This is a genomic window from Pedobacter agri, from assembly GCF_032678665.1.
Classification (GTDB): domain Bacteria; phylum Bacteroidota; class Bacteroidia; order Sphingobacteriales; family Sphingobacteriaceae; genus Pedobacter; species Pedobacter agri_A.
In genome coordinates, this window is record NZ_JAVTSH010000011.1 from 103,676 (window position 1) to 121,717 (window position 18,042).

The 18,042-nt window shown below is 38.6% G+C and carries 21 protein-coding genes; 15 read left to right on the forward strand and 6 right to left on the reverse strand.

Going from position 1 to position 18,042, the window contains the following annotated elements:
* The first annotated feature begins 50 nt into the window (after nt 1-50).
* The 5 genes from R2Q70_RS20070 to R2Q70_RS20090 all read left to right on the forward strand — a co-directional run bounded on the left by R2Q70_RS20070 (nt 51) and on the right by R2Q70_RS20090 (nt 4,480).
* Complete coding sequence (locus R2Q70_RS20070; RefSeq protein ID WP_316809333.1) at nt 51-791, forward strand: hypothetical protein; 741 nt, start codon at nt 51-53, stop codon at nt 789-791.
* A gap of 522 nt (nt 792-1,313) precedes the next feature.
* Nucleotides 1,314-2,294 (forward strand): NAD(P)H-binding protein, encoded by a 981-nt coding sequence (locus R2Q70_RS20075; protein ID WP_316809334.1) that lies wholly within the window; start codon nt 1,314-1,316, stop codon nt 2,292-2,294.
* Nucleotides 2,291-2,746 carry a DUF2147 domain-containing protein gene (locus R2Q70_RS20080; RefSeq protein ID WP_316809335.1) on the forward strand — a complete coding sequence of 152 codons (456 nt, stop codon included), beginning with the start codon at nt 2,291-2,293 and terminating at the stop codon, nt 2,744-2,746. Before R2Q70_RS20075 ends, R2Q70_RS20080 begins: the two co-directional genes overlap by 4 nt.
* 30 nt (nt 2,747-2,776) lie before the next feature.
* A complete protein-coding gene (locus R2Q70_RS20085; RefSeq protein WP_316809336.1) occupies nt 2,777-3,697 on the forward strand; it encodes a helix-turn-helix transcriptional regulator in 921 nt (306 codons plus the stop codon).
* A 21-nt stretch (nt 3,698-3,718) separates the two neighbouring features.
* On the forward strand, nt 3,719-4,480 hold the full coding sequence (locus R2Q70_RS20090) for a hypothetical protein (RefSeq protein WP_316809337.1): 762 nt from the start codon (nt 3,719-3,721) through the stop codon (nt 4,478-4,480).
* A 425-nt stretch (nt 4,481-4,905) separates the two neighbouring features.
* On the opposite strand, the gene R2Q70_RS20095 is transcribed toward R2Q70_RS20090, so the two are convergent.
* From R2Q70_RS20095 to R2Q70_RS20105, 3 genes are all read right to left on the reverse strand, one after another.
* Complete coding sequence (locus R2Q70_RS20095) at nt 4,906-5,817, reverse strand: helix-turn-helix transcriptional regulator (RefSeq protein WP_316809338.1); 912 nt, start codon at nt 5,815-5,817, stop codon at nt 4,906-4,908.
* A 71-nt stretch (nt 5,818-5,888) separates the two neighbouring features.
* Nucleotides 5,889-6,335 carry an ester cyclase gene (locus tag R2Q70_RS20100; RefSeq protein ID WP_316809339.1) on the reverse strand — a complete coding sequence of 149 codons (447 nt, stop codon included), beginning with the start codon at nt 6,333-6,335 and terminating at the stop codon, nt 5,889-5,891.
* 12 nt (nt 6,336-6,347) lie between these two features.
* Entirely contained in the window at nt 6,348-7,112 is a 765-nt protein-coding gene (locus R2Q70_RS20105) for an SDR family NAD(P)-dependent oxidoreductase (protein WP_316809340.1), read from the reverse strand.
* 128 nt (nt 7,113-7,240) lie between these two features.
* On the opposite strand from R2Q70_RS20105, the gene R2Q70_RS20110 reads away from it, so the two are divergent.
* Nucleotides 7,241-7,468, forward strand: a complete 228-nt coding sequence (locus R2Q70_RS20110; protein ID WP_316809341.1) for a JAB domain-containing protein — start codon at nt 7,241-7,243, stop codon at nt 7,466-7,468.
* A 91-nt stretch (nt 7,469-7,559) separates the two neighbouring features.
* Nucleotides 7,560-7,625 carry a hypothetical protein gene (locus R2Q70_RS21940; protein ID WP_410478393.1) on the forward strand — a complete coding sequence of 22 codons (66 nt, stop codon included), beginning with the start codon at nt 7,560-7,562 and terminating at the stop codon, nt 7,623-7,625.
* Nucleotides 7,626-7,670: 45 nt separating this feature from the next.
* Here the strand turns inward: R2Q70_RS21940 and R2Q70_RS20115 are convergent, their stop codons facing one another.
* The 3 genes from R2Q70_RS20115 to R2Q70_RS20125 form a co-directional block, all read right to left on the reverse strand.
* Complete coding sequence (locus R2Q70_RS20115; protein WP_316809342.1) at nt 7,671-8,246, reverse strand: Crp/Fnr family transcriptional regulator; 576 nt, start codon at nt 8,244-8,246, stop codon at nt 7,671-7,673.
* Between the two features lie 242 nt (nt 8,247-8,488).
* Nucleotides 8,489-9,121, reverse strand: a complete 633-nt coding sequence (locus tag R2Q70_RS20120) for a Crp/Fnr family transcriptional regulator (protein ID WP_316809343.1) — start codon at nt 9,119-9,121, stop codon at nt 8,489-8,491.
* 844 nt (nt 9,122-9,965) lie between these two features.
* Nucleotides 9,966-11,726 (reverse strand): UvrD-helicase domain-containing protein, encoded by a 1,761-nt coding sequence (locus R2Q70_RS20125; protein ID WP_316809344.1) that lies wholly within the window; start codon nt 11,724-11,726, stop codon nt 9,966-9,968.
* 527 nt (nt 11,727-12,253) lie between these two features.
* Between R2Q70_RS20125 and R2Q70_RS20130 the strand changes: the two genes are divergently transcribed.
* From R2Q70_RS20130 to R2Q70_RS20165, 8 genes are all read left to right on the forward strand, one after another.
* Complete coding sequence (locus tag R2Q70_RS20130) at nt 12,254-12,751, forward strand: hypothetical protein (protein ID WP_316809345.1); 498 nt, start codon at nt 12,254-12,256, stop codon at nt 12,749-12,751.
* Nucleotides 12,752-13,202: 451 nt separating this feature from the next.
* Nucleotides 13,203-13,478 carry a helix-turn-helix transcriptional regulator gene (locus R2Q70_RS20135; protein ID WP_316809346.1) on the forward strand — a complete coding sequence of 92 codons (276 nt, stop codon included), beginning with the start codon at nt 13,203-13,205 and terminating at the stop codon, nt 13,476-13,478.
* Between the two features lie 123 nt (nt 13,479-13,601).
* Nucleotides 13,602-13,931: a metalloregulator ArsR/SmtB family transcription factor gene (locus tag R2Q70_RS20140; RefSeq protein ID WP_316809347.1), complete on the forward strand. Its 330-nt coding sequence runs from the start codon at nt 13,602-13,604 to the stop codon at nt 13,929-13,931.
* A gap of 55 nt (nt 13,932-13,986) precedes the next feature.
* Nucleotides 13,987-14,454: a DUF6428 family protein gene (locus R2Q70_RS20145; protein ID WP_316809348.1), complete on the forward strand. Its 468-nt coding sequence runs from the start codon at nt 13,987-13,989 to the stop codon at nt 14,452-14,454.
* Nucleotides 14,455-14,473: 19 nt separating this feature from the next.
* Nucleotides 14,474-14,908, forward strand: a complete 435-nt coding sequence (locus R2Q70_RS20150) for an arsenate reductase ArsC (protein WP_316809349.1) — start codon at nt 14,474-14,476, stop codon at nt 14,906-14,908.
* Between the two features lie 764 nt (nt 14,909-15,672).
* A complete protein-coding gene (locus tag R2Q70_RS20155; RefSeq protein ID WP_316809350.1) occupies nt 15,673-16,332 on the forward strand; it encodes an HD domain-containing protein in 660 nt (219 codons plus the stop codon).
* Between the two features lie 75 nt (nt 16,333-16,407).
* A complete protein-coding gene (locus tag R2Q70_RS20160; RefSeq protein WP_316809351.1) occupies nt 16,408-17,085 on the forward strand; it encodes a response regulator transcription factor in 678 nt (225 codons plus the stop codon).
* Nucleotides 17,082-18,041, forward strand: coding sequence for a histidine kinase dimerization/phospho-acceptor domain-containing protein (locus R2Q70_RS20165; RefSeq protein WP_316809352.1), 960 nt, complete (start codon nt 17,082-17,084; stop codon nt 18,039-18,041). Before R2Q70_RS20160 ends, R2Q70_RS20165 begins: the two co-directional genes overlap by 4 nt.
* The last annotated feature ends 1 nt before the right edge of the window (nt 18,042 follow it).

Below are 18,042 nucleotides of genomic sequence, written 5' to 3' on the forward strand. Positions count from 1 at the left end.
TTATCGTTTATTCATTCTTAAGCAGAAGTAAGTTACATCAGTTAATCCATATGAAAATACTCTTATTTATATTTTCTTTTTTACTCTTTTCAACTACCGTTTACTCACAAGCAATTAAGCCTGAACTTCCCTATAATAGGGATAAACAGGTTTTCCCCCTTCAAAACAAGGGATTGGATGTGATGCTGGATTCAAAAGGTCTATTTATAAGTAGAAGTGTTTCCATTTTTGATAGTATTGGACTTAAGAAAGCGAATTATGGCCTCAATGGTCGATTGAGTAATGCTGATGGTTTAGCACTCGATTATGATATCAATGGACGTGTTCGTCAAATTGGAGATAAAAAAATAGATTACGATATTGATAACCGGGTTCGCCAGATAGGAGAGGATCGGGTAGACTATGATATCAATGGGCGTGTCCGCCAAATTGGAAATATAAAAATAGATTATGATCTTAATAACCAGGTGCGCCAAATAGGAGATAGCCGAGTTGATTATAATATCAGTGGACAAGTCCGACAAATTGGAGATAAACAAATAGATTACGATATTAATAACCGGGTTCGAAAAATAGGAGATGATCGAGTTGAATATGATATCAATGGGCGTGTCTGTCAAATTGGAGATAAACGAATTGATTATGATCTTAATGACCGGGTTCGCCAAATTGGAGATAAACGAATTGACTATGACATCAATGGTCAGATAAGAGAAGTTGGGGAGTTAGGTGATGAGCTTCTATTTCTTTATAAAACAATTCAGAATTTTAACAATAAGAAATCACAGTAATTTTAATTTCTACAAAAGCCTCCAGGTTAAAACAAGGCTTATATATTAGATTTTCACCTTCAAATAAGGGCAAATTATCAACCTGAGTGCATAGTTAGACAAAATGGCTATTATTCTTAACAGTATTGATACTCCTGCTTAGTTGATAGTTATTCAATTTAAATATTGAGGGTTACAATTTTGGCATAAAGCCAATCTGGGTCATTTGTCTCAAATCTATCAATTACTGGAAAATCATTTAATAGTCTATTTTTTAAGAAATAATGTAAGGAATAATATTCGGTTTTTGAGACCTATTTATCAAGTCCCAGCAACGCGCTGCCGATTTCCGCTACATTTTAATATTATTTATCATGCTATAGTTTGCTGTAATTTTTCATTTATAAACTGATGACATCGCAGTTTTACATCTCTCTTTTGAAAATATATTAAGGTGGTTTTGAACACGAAAAAAGTGGATTCGAACACAATATAGTATCTCAACTTACTGAACTTTGATCTGACAAAATTTGGTAAATGAATATGAAAGTAATTGTAACAGGTTCATTAGGGAATATCAGCAAGGTGTTGGTGGTACAGTTGATAAAACAGGGACATCAGGTTACTGTGGTCAGCAGTTCTGTGGCCAGGAAAGCAGAAATAGAACAGTTGGGAGCAAAGGCGGCGATTGGTGAAATCGAAGACGGCAAATTTCTGACCGAAGTTTTCCAGGGTCATGATGCTGCCTACTGTATGATCCCGCCATTTAACTTTTTCGGGGACCAGAGCCTCGATCATAGGGAAAAGACAAGAAAGATCAGTACGAATTATGTTCATGCGATTCAAAAAGCAGGTATGAAAAAAGTAGTTCATCTGAGCAGTGTTGGTGCCGAAAAACAGATTGGGGCAGGGGTATTGGTTTTCCATTATATTGCAGAAAATATTTTCAAAGAACTTCCCAATGACGTATCTGTAACGCATCTTCGTCCCGCATCTTTTGATTATAACCTGTATGCCTTTATGGATATGGTTAAAGGCAAAGGTTTTTTGGAAGGTATTGTCGGGAAATTACTCTACATGAAACATTATGGTTTGAAAGGTATTATAAAAGGATATTCTGGAATTATCTTATCAAATTATGGAGCAACCGATAAAATCGCCTGGGTATCGCCAATCGATATTGCATCTGCCATAGCCGAGGAAATTAACGACCAGTATGTGGGCAAAAAGATAAGATATGTTGCAAGTGAAGAACTTACCTGTCAGGAGATAGCCACCATTGTAGGGAACGCCGTTGGGAAACCATATTTGAAGTGGGTGCTGATCAGCGATGCGCAAATGAAGAACGCCTTTATAAAGATAGGTGCATCAGAAAAAATTGCCGATGAATTCACGGAAATGAATGTGGGGATGCATAATGGTAGTCTGTTTGAGGATTACTTTAAAAACAGGCCTTCCATTATGGGAAGCGTTAAAATCAATGATTTTGCGAAAGAATTCGCTTCAAAATATAAAGAACAATGAGATATCTATTTTTAACTTTTCTTTTACTGAATTTTTCATCAATGTTATTTGCACAATCAAAAGCTGATGATATTTTAGGTGTATGGTACAGTCCGGTGAAAGAAGGAAATGTGCAGATTTGTAAAAGCGGTGAAAACTATTACGGTAAATTAATTTATTTAAAAAATGCCACTGACCAGGAAGGAAAGCCACTCTTAGACGTGAATAATCCTGACAAGGACAAACGTAAAATGCCTTTGGTGGGAATTCTTTTATTAAGAGATATCAAATTCAATAATAGAAAGAACAGTTGGAAGGGAAAGCTCTACGATTACGATGGAGGAAAGGGCAATACCTACGATTCATATCTTACCATTCTCAAAACTGGTAGTCTGAATGTCAGAGGCTTTTGGGGTCTTTCTTTTTTTGGATTAAATCCCGGGCTTACTTTGAACAGAGTTGATGTGAAATAATCTTATATTTAAATTTTTGAAGCAAGAAGGATGAATGTACAGCAGCCCTATAGAATAAAAACCATCAAAGAATACCATAAAATATTGGGTGCAGGTAATCCCGAACATCCGATGATCAGTGTTATAGATCTTGCTGAAATAATACCTTACAGAAGTGAGGAAAGTATCCGAGTGATATTTGATTTCTATATTATCTCATTGAAAAAAGTGGAGCTGGGAAATGTGGAGTATGGCTATGGACAGCAAAAGTATGATTTCGATGATGGCATTTTGTTTTTTATATCACCCAATCAGATATTTTCCTTCAAAGCGGATGAGGATTTCAGGAGTTCTGGAACAATGCTGCTTATTCATCCAGACTTTTTATGGGGAAATCCATTGGCTAAAACCATAAAGAAATATGAGTTTTTCACTTATGCGATAAATGAAGCACTGTTTGTTTCCGACAGAGAACGATTGGTCTTAGACAGTTTTATCAAGAATATCGAGCAGGAATACCATTCCTATATTGATAAGTTTAGTGAGTCGATCATTATTTCCCAAATTGAATCGTTTCTTAATTATTCCAATCGCTTTTATATGCGTCAGTTTCTTACGCGTAAAATATCGGGAAGTCAGATTCTGGATAAACTGGAAAAAATCTTAAATGACTATTTTAATGATGAGGATATTATTGATAAAGGACTGCCATCCGTACAGTATATAGCAGGACTGCTCAATTGCTCTCCGAACTATCTGAGCAATACTTTAAAAACCCTGACAGGTCGGAATACCCAGCAGCACATTCACGAAAAGATCATTGAAAAAGCAAAAGAAAAGCTTTCGACGACGACACTTACTGTTGGCGAAATTGCATTTGAACTGGGTTTCGAATATCCGCAATCGTTTAGCAAATTGTTTAAAAGCAAAACAGATCACTCTCCGGTTCAGTTCCGGGAATCCTTCAATTAATTTTAAACTATCAACTCAAGGATGACCTATTTCATAGCATTATTGAAAGCAAGAAATGAATACTTGTTTTATTTTGGAATGCTCTCTCTGTTAAGTGCAGTCATAATGTTTGCAGTATCAAAATTCAGCAATGTCCAGATCAGTGGTGTGAATGCATGGTACAAACCATCTAAATTTGCTTTGTCAATCGGCATATTCAGTTTGACTATGGGATGGTATACAGGTTACCTTTTTTATAAATACATTCACATATATAATTGGGCAATGATTATCTTCCTTGGATTTGAAGTTTTTTACATATCACTTCAGGCTTCTAGAGGTCAGTTGTCCCATTATAACATCAGTTCAACTTTATATGCTTCACTGACTGTGGTCATGGCTATTTCAGCAATAGCGGCCACATTATACACTGGATATATCGGGATACTGTTTTGTACGGGGAATTTTGCTGAGTTTCCGGATTACTATCTTTGGGCTATTCGCTTTGGCATATTTTTATTTGTCATATTTGCTTTGGAAGGCACCATAATCGGCGCCAATGGTTCGCACAGGGTTGGTGGTGCTGGTGGAAGCGCAATACCTTTTCTGAACTGGAGTCTTCAATATGGTGATCTGCGCATAGCTCATTTCATAGGGATGCATGCGCTGCAGGTATTACCATTGGTTGCTTTTTATGTACTTAAGGATATTAGGCTGGTTATTTCGGCTGGAATAATGTACGGATTACTTGCTTGTTTTTGTTTGGTATTGGCGCTGAATGCCAGGTCTTTATTCTCATTTTAGTAAATTCTTTAACAATTATTCAGATCAGTATTGAAGTTGGCACCAATATTTCAGATCAGGAATGATAATTACTTACAAATATTAAGGTGGATTGAAAGCGCGTAAGAAATGGTTCTTGTTTCTACCTGAACTGTAGTAACCCGGATTGTAATAATTAGGGATGTCATTTGAATTAGAATTTATTCTCCTGCATGGTTTCCCAGAGTTGGAAGCATGGTAATAACTATAGAAAAAGGCTGCTGTGAAGGATTGTGATTTTGGCAAAGTAAGGATGATTCAAGAGGATAATTATCGTTTATTTTCTAATTCAGAGTAGCAGGATATTTGAAAGAACGTTTAAGGTAGTCTACATTTGCCTGACCCTGATGTTTGTAGATAATTATCATTTTTATCTTCATCATTGTTTTAGATATAAGCATTGGTTTTTAATTAAATGATTTTCGAAACTCCAATGGTGAAACGTTTGTTTTTATCTTAAAAAGTTTGCTAAACGACTGGGGATGTTCAAACCCGAGTGCGTAGGCGATTTCGCTCACTGAAAGATAAGTGGTGGATAACTTCTCTTTCGCTTTTTCAATTAGTTTTTGGTGGATGTGTTCCTGAGCATTTTTACCTGTAAGCTGTTTCAGCATGCTGCTCAGGTAATCTGATGAAACGTTCATAGCATCGGCAACTTTATTGACGGAAAGAAGACCACCTTCCGATTGTTCTTCAGCGGAGAAATAGGAATTCAGGAAATTTTCAACTTTGGTCAGCATTTGGTGACTGCTGATTTTTCTGGTCATAAACTGACGGTTGTAGAAGCGTTCACAGTATTTGAGCAACAGTTCAATCTGAGATACAATGAGACCTTGCGAAAAGCTATCAATATTAGCATTGTATTCTTGTCTTATGTTTTCAAAAATAGTAAGAATAACCGTTTCTTCTCTACCGGAAAGAAACAGCGCTTCGTGAATTGAATAATCAAAAAACGAATATTTTTTAATTTGCTTCGCTAAAGAAAATCCCCATAGGAAATCAGGATGGATTTGCAGAAGATAACCGGATCCGCTATCAGACGAACCCGGGTCTTTTTCTATTCGTAATACCTGACCCGGCGCTAAAAAAGACATCAATCCTTCATCAAAATCATAAATCTGTTGCCCATAATGCAGTTTTGCGCCAATATCACGCTTTAAAGCTATCGAATAAAAATCCATAACAAGATTCACAACTTTTGAATCTTCGCTAAATTGCAACTGTGAATAGTCAACAAGACTGATTAGGGAATGTTCCGGTTTTGGAAGTCCTCTGAAACGGTGATATTCTGTAATGGATTTTATTCTAGCGATTTCCATAGGTGCAATTTAAAGTATTTAAGATCAGTTGTGAATTGGATATTTTTAAAAAAAATGTTATCCACTTAAAATTATTTTGTTTTTCCTGACTGGCTTTTCATTAAAAGCCCAAACCAATCCTCCAAATGCCAGGTATGTGTAAGCTTACCATTTTTTAAGTAATGAAATTCGTGCAGCGATACTGATACTTTCTGATGGGTCGGCTTAATCCCCATAATTTCATTGATGTGGGTAAACTCCATTGATGCCCTCACTGCCGCCCGCTCGTGGCTTCCGAAAATGTCGTGGATGATCACCTCGATGTCCGGACATGTTTCAAAAAGATAGGCCATAATGTTCTGCAGACCTTCGGGCCCGTTTTTCTGGCCAGGTGCAAGTGGGATATCTTTCCAATCCGGCGTACAAATTTCATCCAATACTGAGGGATTTTTCATTTTAAACGCACCGTAAAATTTCCTGATTGTTTCTATCTCGGATTTCGTCAGGTTTTTAACAAAATCATTTTCTTCATTTTCCATATTCATAGGGTATTATAGATTGGATCCTCCGGAAATTTCAATCCGCTGGGCGGTAATCCAGCGTGCCGCGTCACTGCATAAAAAAGCAACAACTCCACCTATATCTCCAGGAAGACCTACTCTTCCCAAAGCAGTCTGGGAAGCTAGTTGTCTATTCATTTCCTCATTGTCCCGAACGGCACCTCCCATAATATCGGTTTCAATTGCTCCGGGCGCTATTACATTAACCCTGATATTTCTTTTGCCTAACTCCTGTGCCTGGTATTTTGTCAAGGTTTCCATGGCGCCTTTCAATGCCGCGTACGCTGCAAAACCGGGCGTAGAGAATCGTGTAAGACCCGAAGAAACGTTTACAATACCCCCGAACGGATTGATTTGTGACAATAGTTTTTGGGTAAGGAACAATGGTCCTCTAAGGTGTACATTTTCCATTTCTGTGAACTGCTTTTCAGTAAGATTTTCAAATTCTGCATAGTGGATAAATCCAGCATTGTTGATAAGGAAGTCAAATCTGTCTGTATTTAATTCAGATTGCAACTTGGCTATTAAAGTTTTTGAGAATCCATCAAATAGCGAAGAATTTGAAATATCAAGTTGAAGTGCAATTCCCTTTTGCCCGGTTGCTTCAATTTGGTTTACAACTTCTTCGGCTGCATCTCTTTGACTGTGATAGGTAAAAATGACATCAAGTTCATTTTTAGCAAGGCTTAGGACGATATCTTTTCCTATACCCCGGCTTCCCCCGGTAATTACTGCAATTTTGTTTTGTGATGACATGCTTCTGTTTAATTTATTAATGTAAAGCAAAGGTATGTCGACAAAACATGGGGAATGAAGCCAAAGCCTTTATGTTTGTATCCAAAACCCATTTTCTTGAACGATAAATTTTTAGGATAATAGCATTGGTGGCAGAGAAAGCTAAAACATATAAGATCGCTTGTGGCGTATTGAACGAAAGTTGGGATCAAAATAAAATGGCGCTGCTGGAAGTGTTTAAGCTATTGTTTTTGAAAATGCAGAACAGGGTACTTGGTGTGCTGAATGTGGCGCAAAGTGGATTCTTAGTGGTCTTGATTGACCCGAAGGTGGTGTTTCCTGCGGCACTGAAAGCTTGTGCGAGTGGTATTATTTAGCTCACAATCATCCGGGTTCGCAGCTCAGTCTGGGTGAGGCGGATATCTGGCCGACCAGAAAAATAGTGGAGGGAAGCTATTGGGAATTGAGGTGCAAGACCATATTATGGTTTCAGCCTATGGTTATTATAGTTTCGGGGATAAGGGAATGATGTGATTCATCAGTCCGTCGAAACTCATACAAGATCCTGACTAGACTGAATCAATTCAGCTCACTGCTGGCTTTGACTCTACTCAGCGTTTCGGGGCGCATTCCAAGATAGCTCGCTAGATATTTACCAGGAATTCTTTTATTGTTGCTGAACATGGAACAGAATATTTGATATCGTGCTGAAGCATCAGGGATCCGGGAAAGGGCAGACTGCTGGTTGAGCTGGTATATTTTACTCATCATGAGTGTTTTTAATACGAAACCGGATTCCGGGCACTGACGCATCAGTTTTTTGATCAATGGGTGTGGCATGACAATCAATCTGCAATCTTCTAATGCTTGAAGACGAAGTTGTTGTCCTTCAAGGTAATGGTATTTAAACAGGTCGGAGTCCAGCAGGTTTTCTTCACTCAGGAAATCCAACGTAATATCTTTTCCCTGGTGCTCGATATATTTACGGATGAGTCCGGAAGACAAAAAGAATGTACTATCGGTGTCCTGTAACAATTGAGTAAGGTCCTCATGACGACTCACCTCAAGAATATAGGCATCTGATCGGATCAGTTTTATAAATTTAGCGGATAGTGGATGATTTGCCTTGCAATAACTGATAAATGGTGTGACCATAGTCTTTTATTAGATAGGGCAAGAATACTGTATTTTGTATCAAATTCAAAAAATAATAGACTTGATGACTGAATATTTACTGACGAAGTTGGTAATTAAACTTCAGCCAACATTCCATTTCATTCATTAATTGGGTGACAACGGTTAGCAATATTAAAGGGCTGAAGTCTAATTAATTTAAGGATTTTGATGTGATAGGATGATTTTATTTGTAGCTGTTTTTTGTGTTTTGTGTTTTGTTGTTATTTGGTATTGATCTTTGCTGCGGCACTTCGGATTCTGCTCAGGGTTTCCAGTCTCATGGCTAAAAAGGAAGCGATGTATTTAAGTGGTACCCGGTCCAGCAGATGATGGTAGGTGACCAGAAACCGTTCATAGCGTTTGGCAGCTGTTGGAAGCCTGGCGATGAAGGCACGTTCTGAGGCACCCTGGTAATAGATCTCGGTCATTTTTCGACCGACATAATTGGCAATTGAGAAATGTTCGTATAAGTATCTTGACATGGAATGGGGAACGGCGATAGCCAAAACAGGTTCAATGCTTTCAATGTATTCATCCGAATCTACTTCTTTCCAAAGGTTTCGGATGCTTCCTGCAAGTTCATTGTCCGCGGCAATCCAGGTCGTGATCTTTTGGTTTCCTGCTTTGATATATCCGTGCACGGCGCCTTTGATGATTAAAAATATATAACGGTTGCGTTTGAGTGGAGAAGCCAGGTGTTTTCCTTTTGCAAAAGCAACAGGGAATGTCTGTGCATTGATGATTTGCTCGATTTCCGGGCTGAGTTCATGAAAGGACTTAAAAACGGCGATGAGCGGCGATATGCCGCTAAAATTATCCCATTTATTGTCCCCAAATTCGTTTTTTAAGTTCATTTTATGCAAAAATAAAAAACTGCATATTTTATGCAATACCGGATTTAACTATACAACTTGCGGTTGTTTAATGCAGCACAACTAACTTTAATAAGTAAGAAAGTTTTAAAATCCTAAACCATTGAATCTACGTAACTACATTACGTCCCGGTCTTTAAGTTCATAAAAGCTAGAATAGAGATATATGAGAAAGGGAATAGTTTTGTCTTATAACAGAGATGTTAAATATGGGTTCATCAGAGATCTAAATGGTCAAAAAATTCGATTTTACAACGAGGATGATCTGATAATTTTAAATGTAGGAGACTTGGTTCAGTTTGCGATTGGCGTGATAAAAAATAGACCTTGTGCAGTGAATATCATAATGTTGTGCCGTAATCAAAACAAAGTTGATGAATGCAATTAATCATTCTCCGAAATACCATTGGATCGCTCCTGGGCTAGCTAATATAAGAACGATAACAACCACACCTTTTAATGTAGCTTTTTGCCATTCTTCCGGTGTATCATAATGCCTTATGATTTTGCCGACACCGAAATGTGCCATCAATACACATGATATAAGAAAAAACCAGAGGGTAGATATTATAAGTACAATATAGGAAGAATTTAGTTCAAAAGTTTAGCGCTCAGTTGTTCAGGGATAGTGTTTTCTTATTGGTTACAAACCGGTTAAATAAATTTTTTTCTAAAAAGATATACAACTGCCTATTTTGTTCAATACCATGTTTAAGTATACAACTTTCGGTTGTTAAATGTTGAATTATACCTCATTGAAGAACGGTGTTTGTTGAAATTTAACCTTTATAGTTAAGAGCAGAACTTCAACATATAGGCAAGTGGATTAATAAAATAAATCCTCCAATCCCAGTTTTTTTATCCGCATGCTGATTGCGGACCGGGAGCGGCCAAAGTGCAGCGAAAGATCCCCCGGGCTGTAGCCATCGGCAAACATGATGGTAAGTTCATTATCCAGTTCCACTGTCCAGGATTGGTTAGCGGAGGGTGTTTGTTCGCGGTTAGCTGATTTGGTATCGATCGTCTTTTTTTGAGATCCTGCGGATGTCTTTGCGTGATGTTGTGATGCTTTGGGGGCTGCGATGAAATAGATCTGCGGGGAGGCTGGAAAATGTTTTGGAACCAGGGATTCTGGGATATAAAGACCAGTTTTAGCCCGGGTGATGGCAACATACAATAAATTGATTTCTTCGTTCATCCGGTTAAAATCCTCTGGCAGGGCATTTTTGTCTTCCCTTAGCCGCCTTACTTTTTCTTCGGTTACAAAGTCATCGGCCAGAAGCACGGCGTCATATTCCATTCCCTTACTGCGGTGCACGGTGGAAAAAACGATTTCAGCTTTTGATTTATCTTTGTTTTCTACATGCTTTGCTTTTATGGCTTTGATCATTCCGGGTATGGCGTTACCATATTTTTCCACCAGTTCAATCATCATCGATAACTGCTTATCGCCGGTCTGCTCCACATATTCTTTCAGCGCTTTAATATCACGCATGGCGCTGATTAGCGGATCTTTGATCTGACTATAATTTCGATTATGCAAGCTCAGGATATCATATAGTGATGCGCCTTCTTCCGCATAAGTGTAGGAGTTGATGTTGCCTTCAAAGTAGATATGTCTGATGTTTTTCCTTTCGGTCACATACTCGATTGCTTTGATGAGCAGTCCGAGATTTGTGCGTGCGATGACGGCATTGCTTTTAATTTTTTTTCCGCTGCCTTTTCCCAGTATGGTAATTGGGCGATGGGGTTCCAGGAGATTTTTCAATCTCAGGGTTTCCATTGCGAGGTTTGCAATGTCCTGTCCGAACCGGAAACTGGTGGAGAGGTGGTAGGTTTTGAAATGAGCTTTCTCAAGGGAATTAATGGCATAACGCCAGCTGTATATTTGCTGATGGGTATCGCCCACAATAACTTTAGTGGCATTTTGTTTTAAAAAGATATCCAGCATGGCTGGGGAGGCATCCTGCGCTTCATCAAACAGGATGTAGTCGAAGCCAAGCTGGGGATGCTGAAGCTGGAATTTTTTCAGGTAAAAGTCGTGGGTGATTTCGATTTCACCGCGGTCCATTTTGCCAAGAAAAATTCTTGCCTGTGAAACAATGTATTCATGGTTTTCGGCGACAAGGGTTTTCGCAGCTTCATCTGCTGCAAGCTCGAGGTAGTTTAAGTGCTGGACTTTCGGCTTGTCGCTGTTACAGAAATAAGATATGAGTTTAAGTACGTGATTAGCGATTACTAATTCACTGTGCTTTTCTCCTGTACCTTTTAGTTTAAGAATGCCGGCAATTTCGTTTGTGGTATAATCCTGGTTTCTGACCTGGTATTTGCTGCGCATGACGATGTTGCGAAAGGCGAGGGAATGAGCGGTTTCCACATCAACGTTCTGTAAACCTTTTGCAGCGAATTTTCCGGCGGCCTCTACTTTTACAGCTTTGTTGAAGGCAAGGTATAAGATCCGGGAGTTGGATGGTCTTGTCCTGGCATACTCAATGATGGTGGTTGTTTTTCCTGAACCTGCAACTGCGTTAATTTTGATATGACCAGTTGAATTGATGATATCTTTCTGCTGCCTGGTCCATTCCATCTTCAAAGGGTATATTCTGTTTGGGTTTTGTAATGCTGCAAAAATACGGATTTTGGCGTATTTGTGCGGTCTTTATTTTTGAATTAATGTGGGCCTTGAGTTGCTGAGGGTGGCTGGAATGGTGGTGGCTTGCGGTTGGTCTTTCCTGTAGGGTACGCCTGACCAATGAACTGCTTTCGGTCAGAAAATGTAAGACTCTTTGGCCGATGGTTTGAATTGTTATCTTTAAGCTAAGCTAAATAAGAAGTTAGATAGTTAATGCTGGTAACTCAAGAGGGGGTTACCACCATCAGTGACACGGGAGATCTTTTGGAACGGTTTGCAGATTTTAAGTGGTTTTGAGGTTTTGTTTAAGGAGGGGTTTTCCATATTTTGTATTTTTAGGAATAAAGCTTACTTTAGTCCCATATTAACATAACGCTCAGAACGCTCATCAAATTACGCCCTCTTCCAGTGATCATCCGTTGATCTTGTTTTCTTTTGTTACTGGCTAAGTAATCTGTTGTGAAGTGCTGATTCTTTAATTTATGAAAAATGAAAAAGGATTAATAGACCTCGCTAAAAAAACATTTGCGGTAATTACGGCTTCTATGGCTTCCTTATCTGGTAATCAGGCCGAGGCCAGTTTGCTGCCAGCGCATGATCTGCCACATGGCATGAGTATTGATCATCTGGATATCGCCGCAAAGGAGCTTAAGCCTAAGCTGACTTTAACTACAGAAAGAAAAATTGATAAAGAATATATTCTGCTCGGTTCTGCCCAAACATTTATCTCAAAGAATATGTGCTCAGAAAATTACGCCTATAATAGATTCAAGAAATGTTTGGAGGCAACAGGTTTGTTGGATAAAAACTATACACTCTATTCGTTTAAACACCTATCAAACGTAAGAAAATTCTTAGCAGGATGGGCCCTTGCAGAAATTTGTTCTGCCAACAGGCATGGCAGACTATCGGAAACGGAAACCTATCTGAAAGAACTGCTGAAATTCGTTAGGTCAGATAAAGCCATCCCAGCTATCTAACGACTTTTATAGTTTTTTTGCAGGGGTTCAAAATTTCGGTAAGTAACCTTTTTTTCGTATTGTGGTCTGTTTGATTGAGCAAAATGTCTGATGACTTCTTTAGTTTAATTTATAGTAGCTTATCATTTTCTAATCATTATTTATGAATAGCCAGAAATTAATTTCTGTGAAAAGAAGTGAGCACTTTTAAAGTAATATAATGTCAACTTGGTATATAATAAAAAGTTATTACACTGGCGATAGTTGCCGGAGGATAAATGTCTGCTGGGGCAGGATTAATGCTTTTAGATGTGGTTACTGATGGTGATGGAAAAGTAGTTGTTTTTGCGTCTGGATTGCGGTGGAAAATTGCACCACCTTCTTTAAACTTGACTTTTTTCGTGATGTTCAGTCATTTTGTTGTTCCGAATGCAGCAAGCTTTTTATTGTTTACGCTAATCCTAAATAGAGTATGAACAGACTTGATAAATTACTGGATGTTTTGGAGAAGATTTATGAGATTATTCAAATGATCTATACCATTAATTATGGAAAAGTTAATTTGCCGGAGGATCAGTTATTGTCCAGACAGGAGGTAAAGGATTATTTGGGGATTAGTGAAAGTACTTATAAACGAAAGGTGAAAAATGGCCAGTTGAATCCTTACAAATTTCCGGGCGGGGACCGCTTTTACAAAAGTGAACTGAGAGAAGAATTGAAGGAAAGTAAAAGGCGGGGGAGGGTTTAGGTTGTGAGTTGTGGTTTGAATAGGTTCAAGCTATTAGTTGGTTGTTTTAGTTTGCCTAAATCGGTATTATGCAGAAAAATTATTTTATATGATCAATATATCGTAATATTGCGATGCTAACTTATGGGAATTACAAAAACAGAGATATTTACGCAAGAGCAGAATCGGCTATCAGTGCTTTTAAAGGCTATTGCCCATCCTGCACGTATTGCCATTTTGCAGCAGATCATTTCGGCAAATGCCTGCATTTGCGGAGATCTTGTGGAAGAGCTTGGCCTTGCTCAGGCGACGATTTCTCAGCATTTGAAAGAACTTAAGCAGGCGGGGATCATTCAGGGGACTATCGATGGGGTAAAAGTTTGCTATTGTATAGAACCTGAAACGTGGAGGCTTTTGCAAAAGCTTTTTGGGGACTTTATGGGTTCCTATGTTGATATGAGGCACTGTTGCTAAGCCCTTTTTTTTGAGCAAATCAATCGTAAAATTACGATTCATAAATAGAGATAACATGAAACTATCAGAAATCAAAACCATTTTGGCCACAGCTGAAGGGATTAACTTCCAGTTAGAAAACGGAGAATCAGTACCGGAGCATTTCCATGTGACCGAGGTTGGAATCATCACCAAAGACTTTATCGACTGTGGAGGTAAGGTGCGCCATGAGAAGGTGGCAAATTTTCAGTTGTGGGATGCAGATGACTATGAGCACCGCCTGAAAGCGGCAAAACTGTTAAATATCATTGCTCTTTCGGAAAGGGTTCTGGGTATGGAAGACCTAGAGATAGAAGTGGAATATCAGTCTGTAACGATCGGTAAATATGATCTTGGCTTTGATGGAACAAACTTTATTTTGCTGGCCAAACAGACTGCTTGCCTGGCGAAGGAAGCCTGTGGGGTTGAAGATTTGCCTAAAAAAGAGTTGGTTAATCTGGCAGGAGCGGCAAAGGGTTGTGTACCTGGCAGTGGTTGCTGTTAACATTTGATACTAAAAGAATATGAAAAAAATATTAGTGCTCTGCACAGGTAACAGTTGTAGAAGCCAGATTGCAGAAGGCTATTTAAGATATTTTGCAGGAGATAAAGCGGAAGTATACAGTACGGGAATTGAAACACATGGAGTTAATCCAAAGGCTATTGAGGTTATGAAAAGGGATGGGATTGACATTTCCGGACATACTTCCAACAACATTGCTGAGTACATGGATATCGATTTTGACTATGTAATCACTGTTTGCGATAATGCAAAGGAAAGCTGCCCTTATTTCCCGAGTCATGCAATCAAATTACACCATAACTTTCCTGATCCTGCTAAAGCTACCGGAACAGAGGAGCAGGTGATGGAAGCTTTCCGTGAAGTGAGGGAAATGATCAGGAAGTATGCGCAGAACTTTGTTAACGAATATCTGAAGCGCTATGATGTCTTCAAATAATTGTGCGTCAGTTGACTATTGGCGGAAAACCGGCTTTGTATGAAAGGTATGCAATGCTTTGAATATGCATGGCTATGATTATTAGAAAGGACACAGGCCACTCGTTTCTTTCTTCAGGACAGGGTTTTCGGGTCCGAAAAAGGAATATTTTTACGACTTTGACCAATGATTAATCTATATTTTGAGAGAATGGCATAAGGGTCACCCTGTTCACTAAACTAAGATTACATGGCAAAGCGACTAGGAGGAGAGAATGTGAAAAGATATAGGTGAAAAACATGCTTTTTTTTGTAATTGATAAAACAGAAATTCATGAAATAGCGGAGCCGATTTTCATGAATGTAATACCTTCGCAGCATTCTGAATGCAAATCTCCAAGATGGATTGATGATCTTTTAAGATAAGGCCTGAACCAAGATTTAATTTACATTAATAGATTAAAAGCGACAAAACTGTTTTATATAAATTAAATTAGAAAATAGCGCTAACTATTCAGCAAGGATTTTACTTTCTTAGCCAAAAATGTTTCTATTAGAAAGGAAGGTCTATTAGCTACCTTTAAAATAAACATCGTTAGAAGAAATTCAAAATAAAAGAGTTAATTTTAATATCAAAATCAGGGAAGTAGAAGGGACGTTTATAATTGTAAATCGTCGCCGTTAATCATCAGCTTCTTGTAGAGCTTTTCTATTCTATTTGGGGAAATTTATTTGACGCCAACACCTACCTTCGTCCATAATCATCTAAGCTTATGCTTATCACGAATGAAAAATTTCGGCAACTTCAAAGTGTCTTTAGATTTGTTGGCTATTATTACTTTATTTTCAAAGAGGAAGTACATTATGGAAGAACTTATAGAGATGGCAAGTGCTTACATTGACAGATTATTTACCGACTGTCTTCCAAAGGCAATGTATTTTCATAACCTGGAGCATACGTTGAGAACTTTGGAGGCAGTCCGAAGGATCGGAAACCATAGCGGGCTTGATGATCAGGAAAAATATATATTGGAGCTTTCCGCACTATTTCATGACTCCGGTTATACCAGAAAGTATATCGGGCACGAAGAGGAAAGCATGCGGATAGCGATTGATTTCTTACGAAAGGAAAATGTTGGTCAGGAGGTCATCGACGCTGTCTGTATTTGCATTCTCGCGACGAGATTCCCTCAATTGCCCACTGAAAAACTGAGCATGATCCTATGTGACGCTGATCTTTACCATTTTTCCCTCGATGACTATCTTCTTTTCGCAGAAAACCTAAAAAGGGAATGGGGTGTTATGCTGAAAGTCTCTTATAATAAACAGCAATGGGATGCGCTAAACCTTAATCTGCTATGCAACCATGAATATTTTTCCCCCTATTCCAGAAATAAATTCCAAAAGGGGAAAGAACTTAATATTGACAGGTTATCTGCTATCTGAGCGCATTTAAAATAGTTTGGGACTGTTTTTTTAAACTTCAAGATGTCTTCAGTATCTTATACCATATTTGTTTTTATGAAGATTTTAATTATTGAAGATGAACCCGGGCTTCAGCTGAGTATAGTACAGTATTTACTTTCGCAGGGAAACTTATGTAGTCAGGCCAGCAGTTACGCCGAGGCAATTGATCGTTTAGGGCTTTATGCATACGATTGTATACTGCTCGATTTGACACTTTCTGATGGAGAGGGTTTACAGATATTGAATTATCTCAAAAGAATGAATAGAACCGAAGGGGTGATCATTATTTCGGCGAGAAACTCCATTGATCAGAAAATAGAGGGACTCAGTCTAGGGGCTGATGATTACCTGATCAAGCCCTTTCACCTCTCAGAGCTTAATGCCAGGATACTGGCAGTTGTTCGCCGCAAAAGTGCTCATGGCGAAAGGCACATTGAATTTAATGAGATCAGAATAGATCTGGATGCGAAAGAAATACTTGTAGATGGTAAAATCGTTTATATGACAAAAAAAGAGTTTGATCTCTTGCTGTATTTTATTTCCAATAAAGGCAAAGTGATTTCTAAGTCTGCTGCAGTCGAGCACATCTGGGGTGATGATGCTGACATGGCCGATAGCTTTGACTTTATTTACACCCACATTAAAAACATCAGAAAAAAACTTATTGATGCGGGAAGCAAGGATTACTTTCAATCAGTTTATGGCATAGGTTATAAGTTCACGCAGTCATGAAACTATTTGCCAGATATAATAGTATACTCATCATTATCAGTTTTTTTGGACTGTTGCTGATCGGATCTCTTTTTTACCGGATGCTCACCTATTATCTCGATCAGCAGATTGACCATGATCTGATGGAAGAGGTGTTGGAAGTTAAGGTGTACTCAGAAAAAGGCAATTTTTACCGGCCGCATGAATTTGAGGACCTGGTGGTTCAATACAAAAAAATAGATAAAGCCAATCCTTCCAGTAGCTATGCCGATACCGTATTTTATAATACGATAAAGCATCGAAAAGAAACCGCCAGATACCTCAAGACTGAACTTGAGCTAGATGGACAGCCTTATCAGGTGCTGGTGATCGCTTCAAAATTTGAGCGGCAGGAGCAAATTCGGAACATCTGCCTGATTATCCTGATTCCTGTGCTACTGCTTTTTGCCCTGGTGCTGCTGGTGAACAGGATTTTGTTAAAACAGATATGGACGCCTTTTGAGCAGCTTTTAAGAAATATTACAGCGTTCAATGTCAATCATGAACGCCCTTACGAGCCTGTGGATATGCCTGTTGCAGAATTCAGAGTATTAAACAAGGTATTGATTGAACTTTCGGGGAAAGTAAAATCTGATTATAAGGAGATCAAATTGTTCACTGAAAATGCATCCCATGAAATGATGACGCCCCTTGCCGTAATCAACTCAAAACTAGATAACATGCTCCAGTCGAATGTTTTGGGTAAAGAAGATGGTGAAACCCTTGTTGAACTCTATAAAGCAACTTCACGTCTTACAAAGCTTAACCAGTCATTGTTACTGCTGGTTAAAATTGACAATAATTTACTGCAGGACGAGGAGCTGGTTAATTTGAAGCTGCTCATCGGAGAAAAAGCTGTTTATTTTCAAGAGCTTATCTTCGGGAGGGACATAAGTGTCGAGATGTCATTGGCAGATGTAAGCATACCTGCCAGTTGAG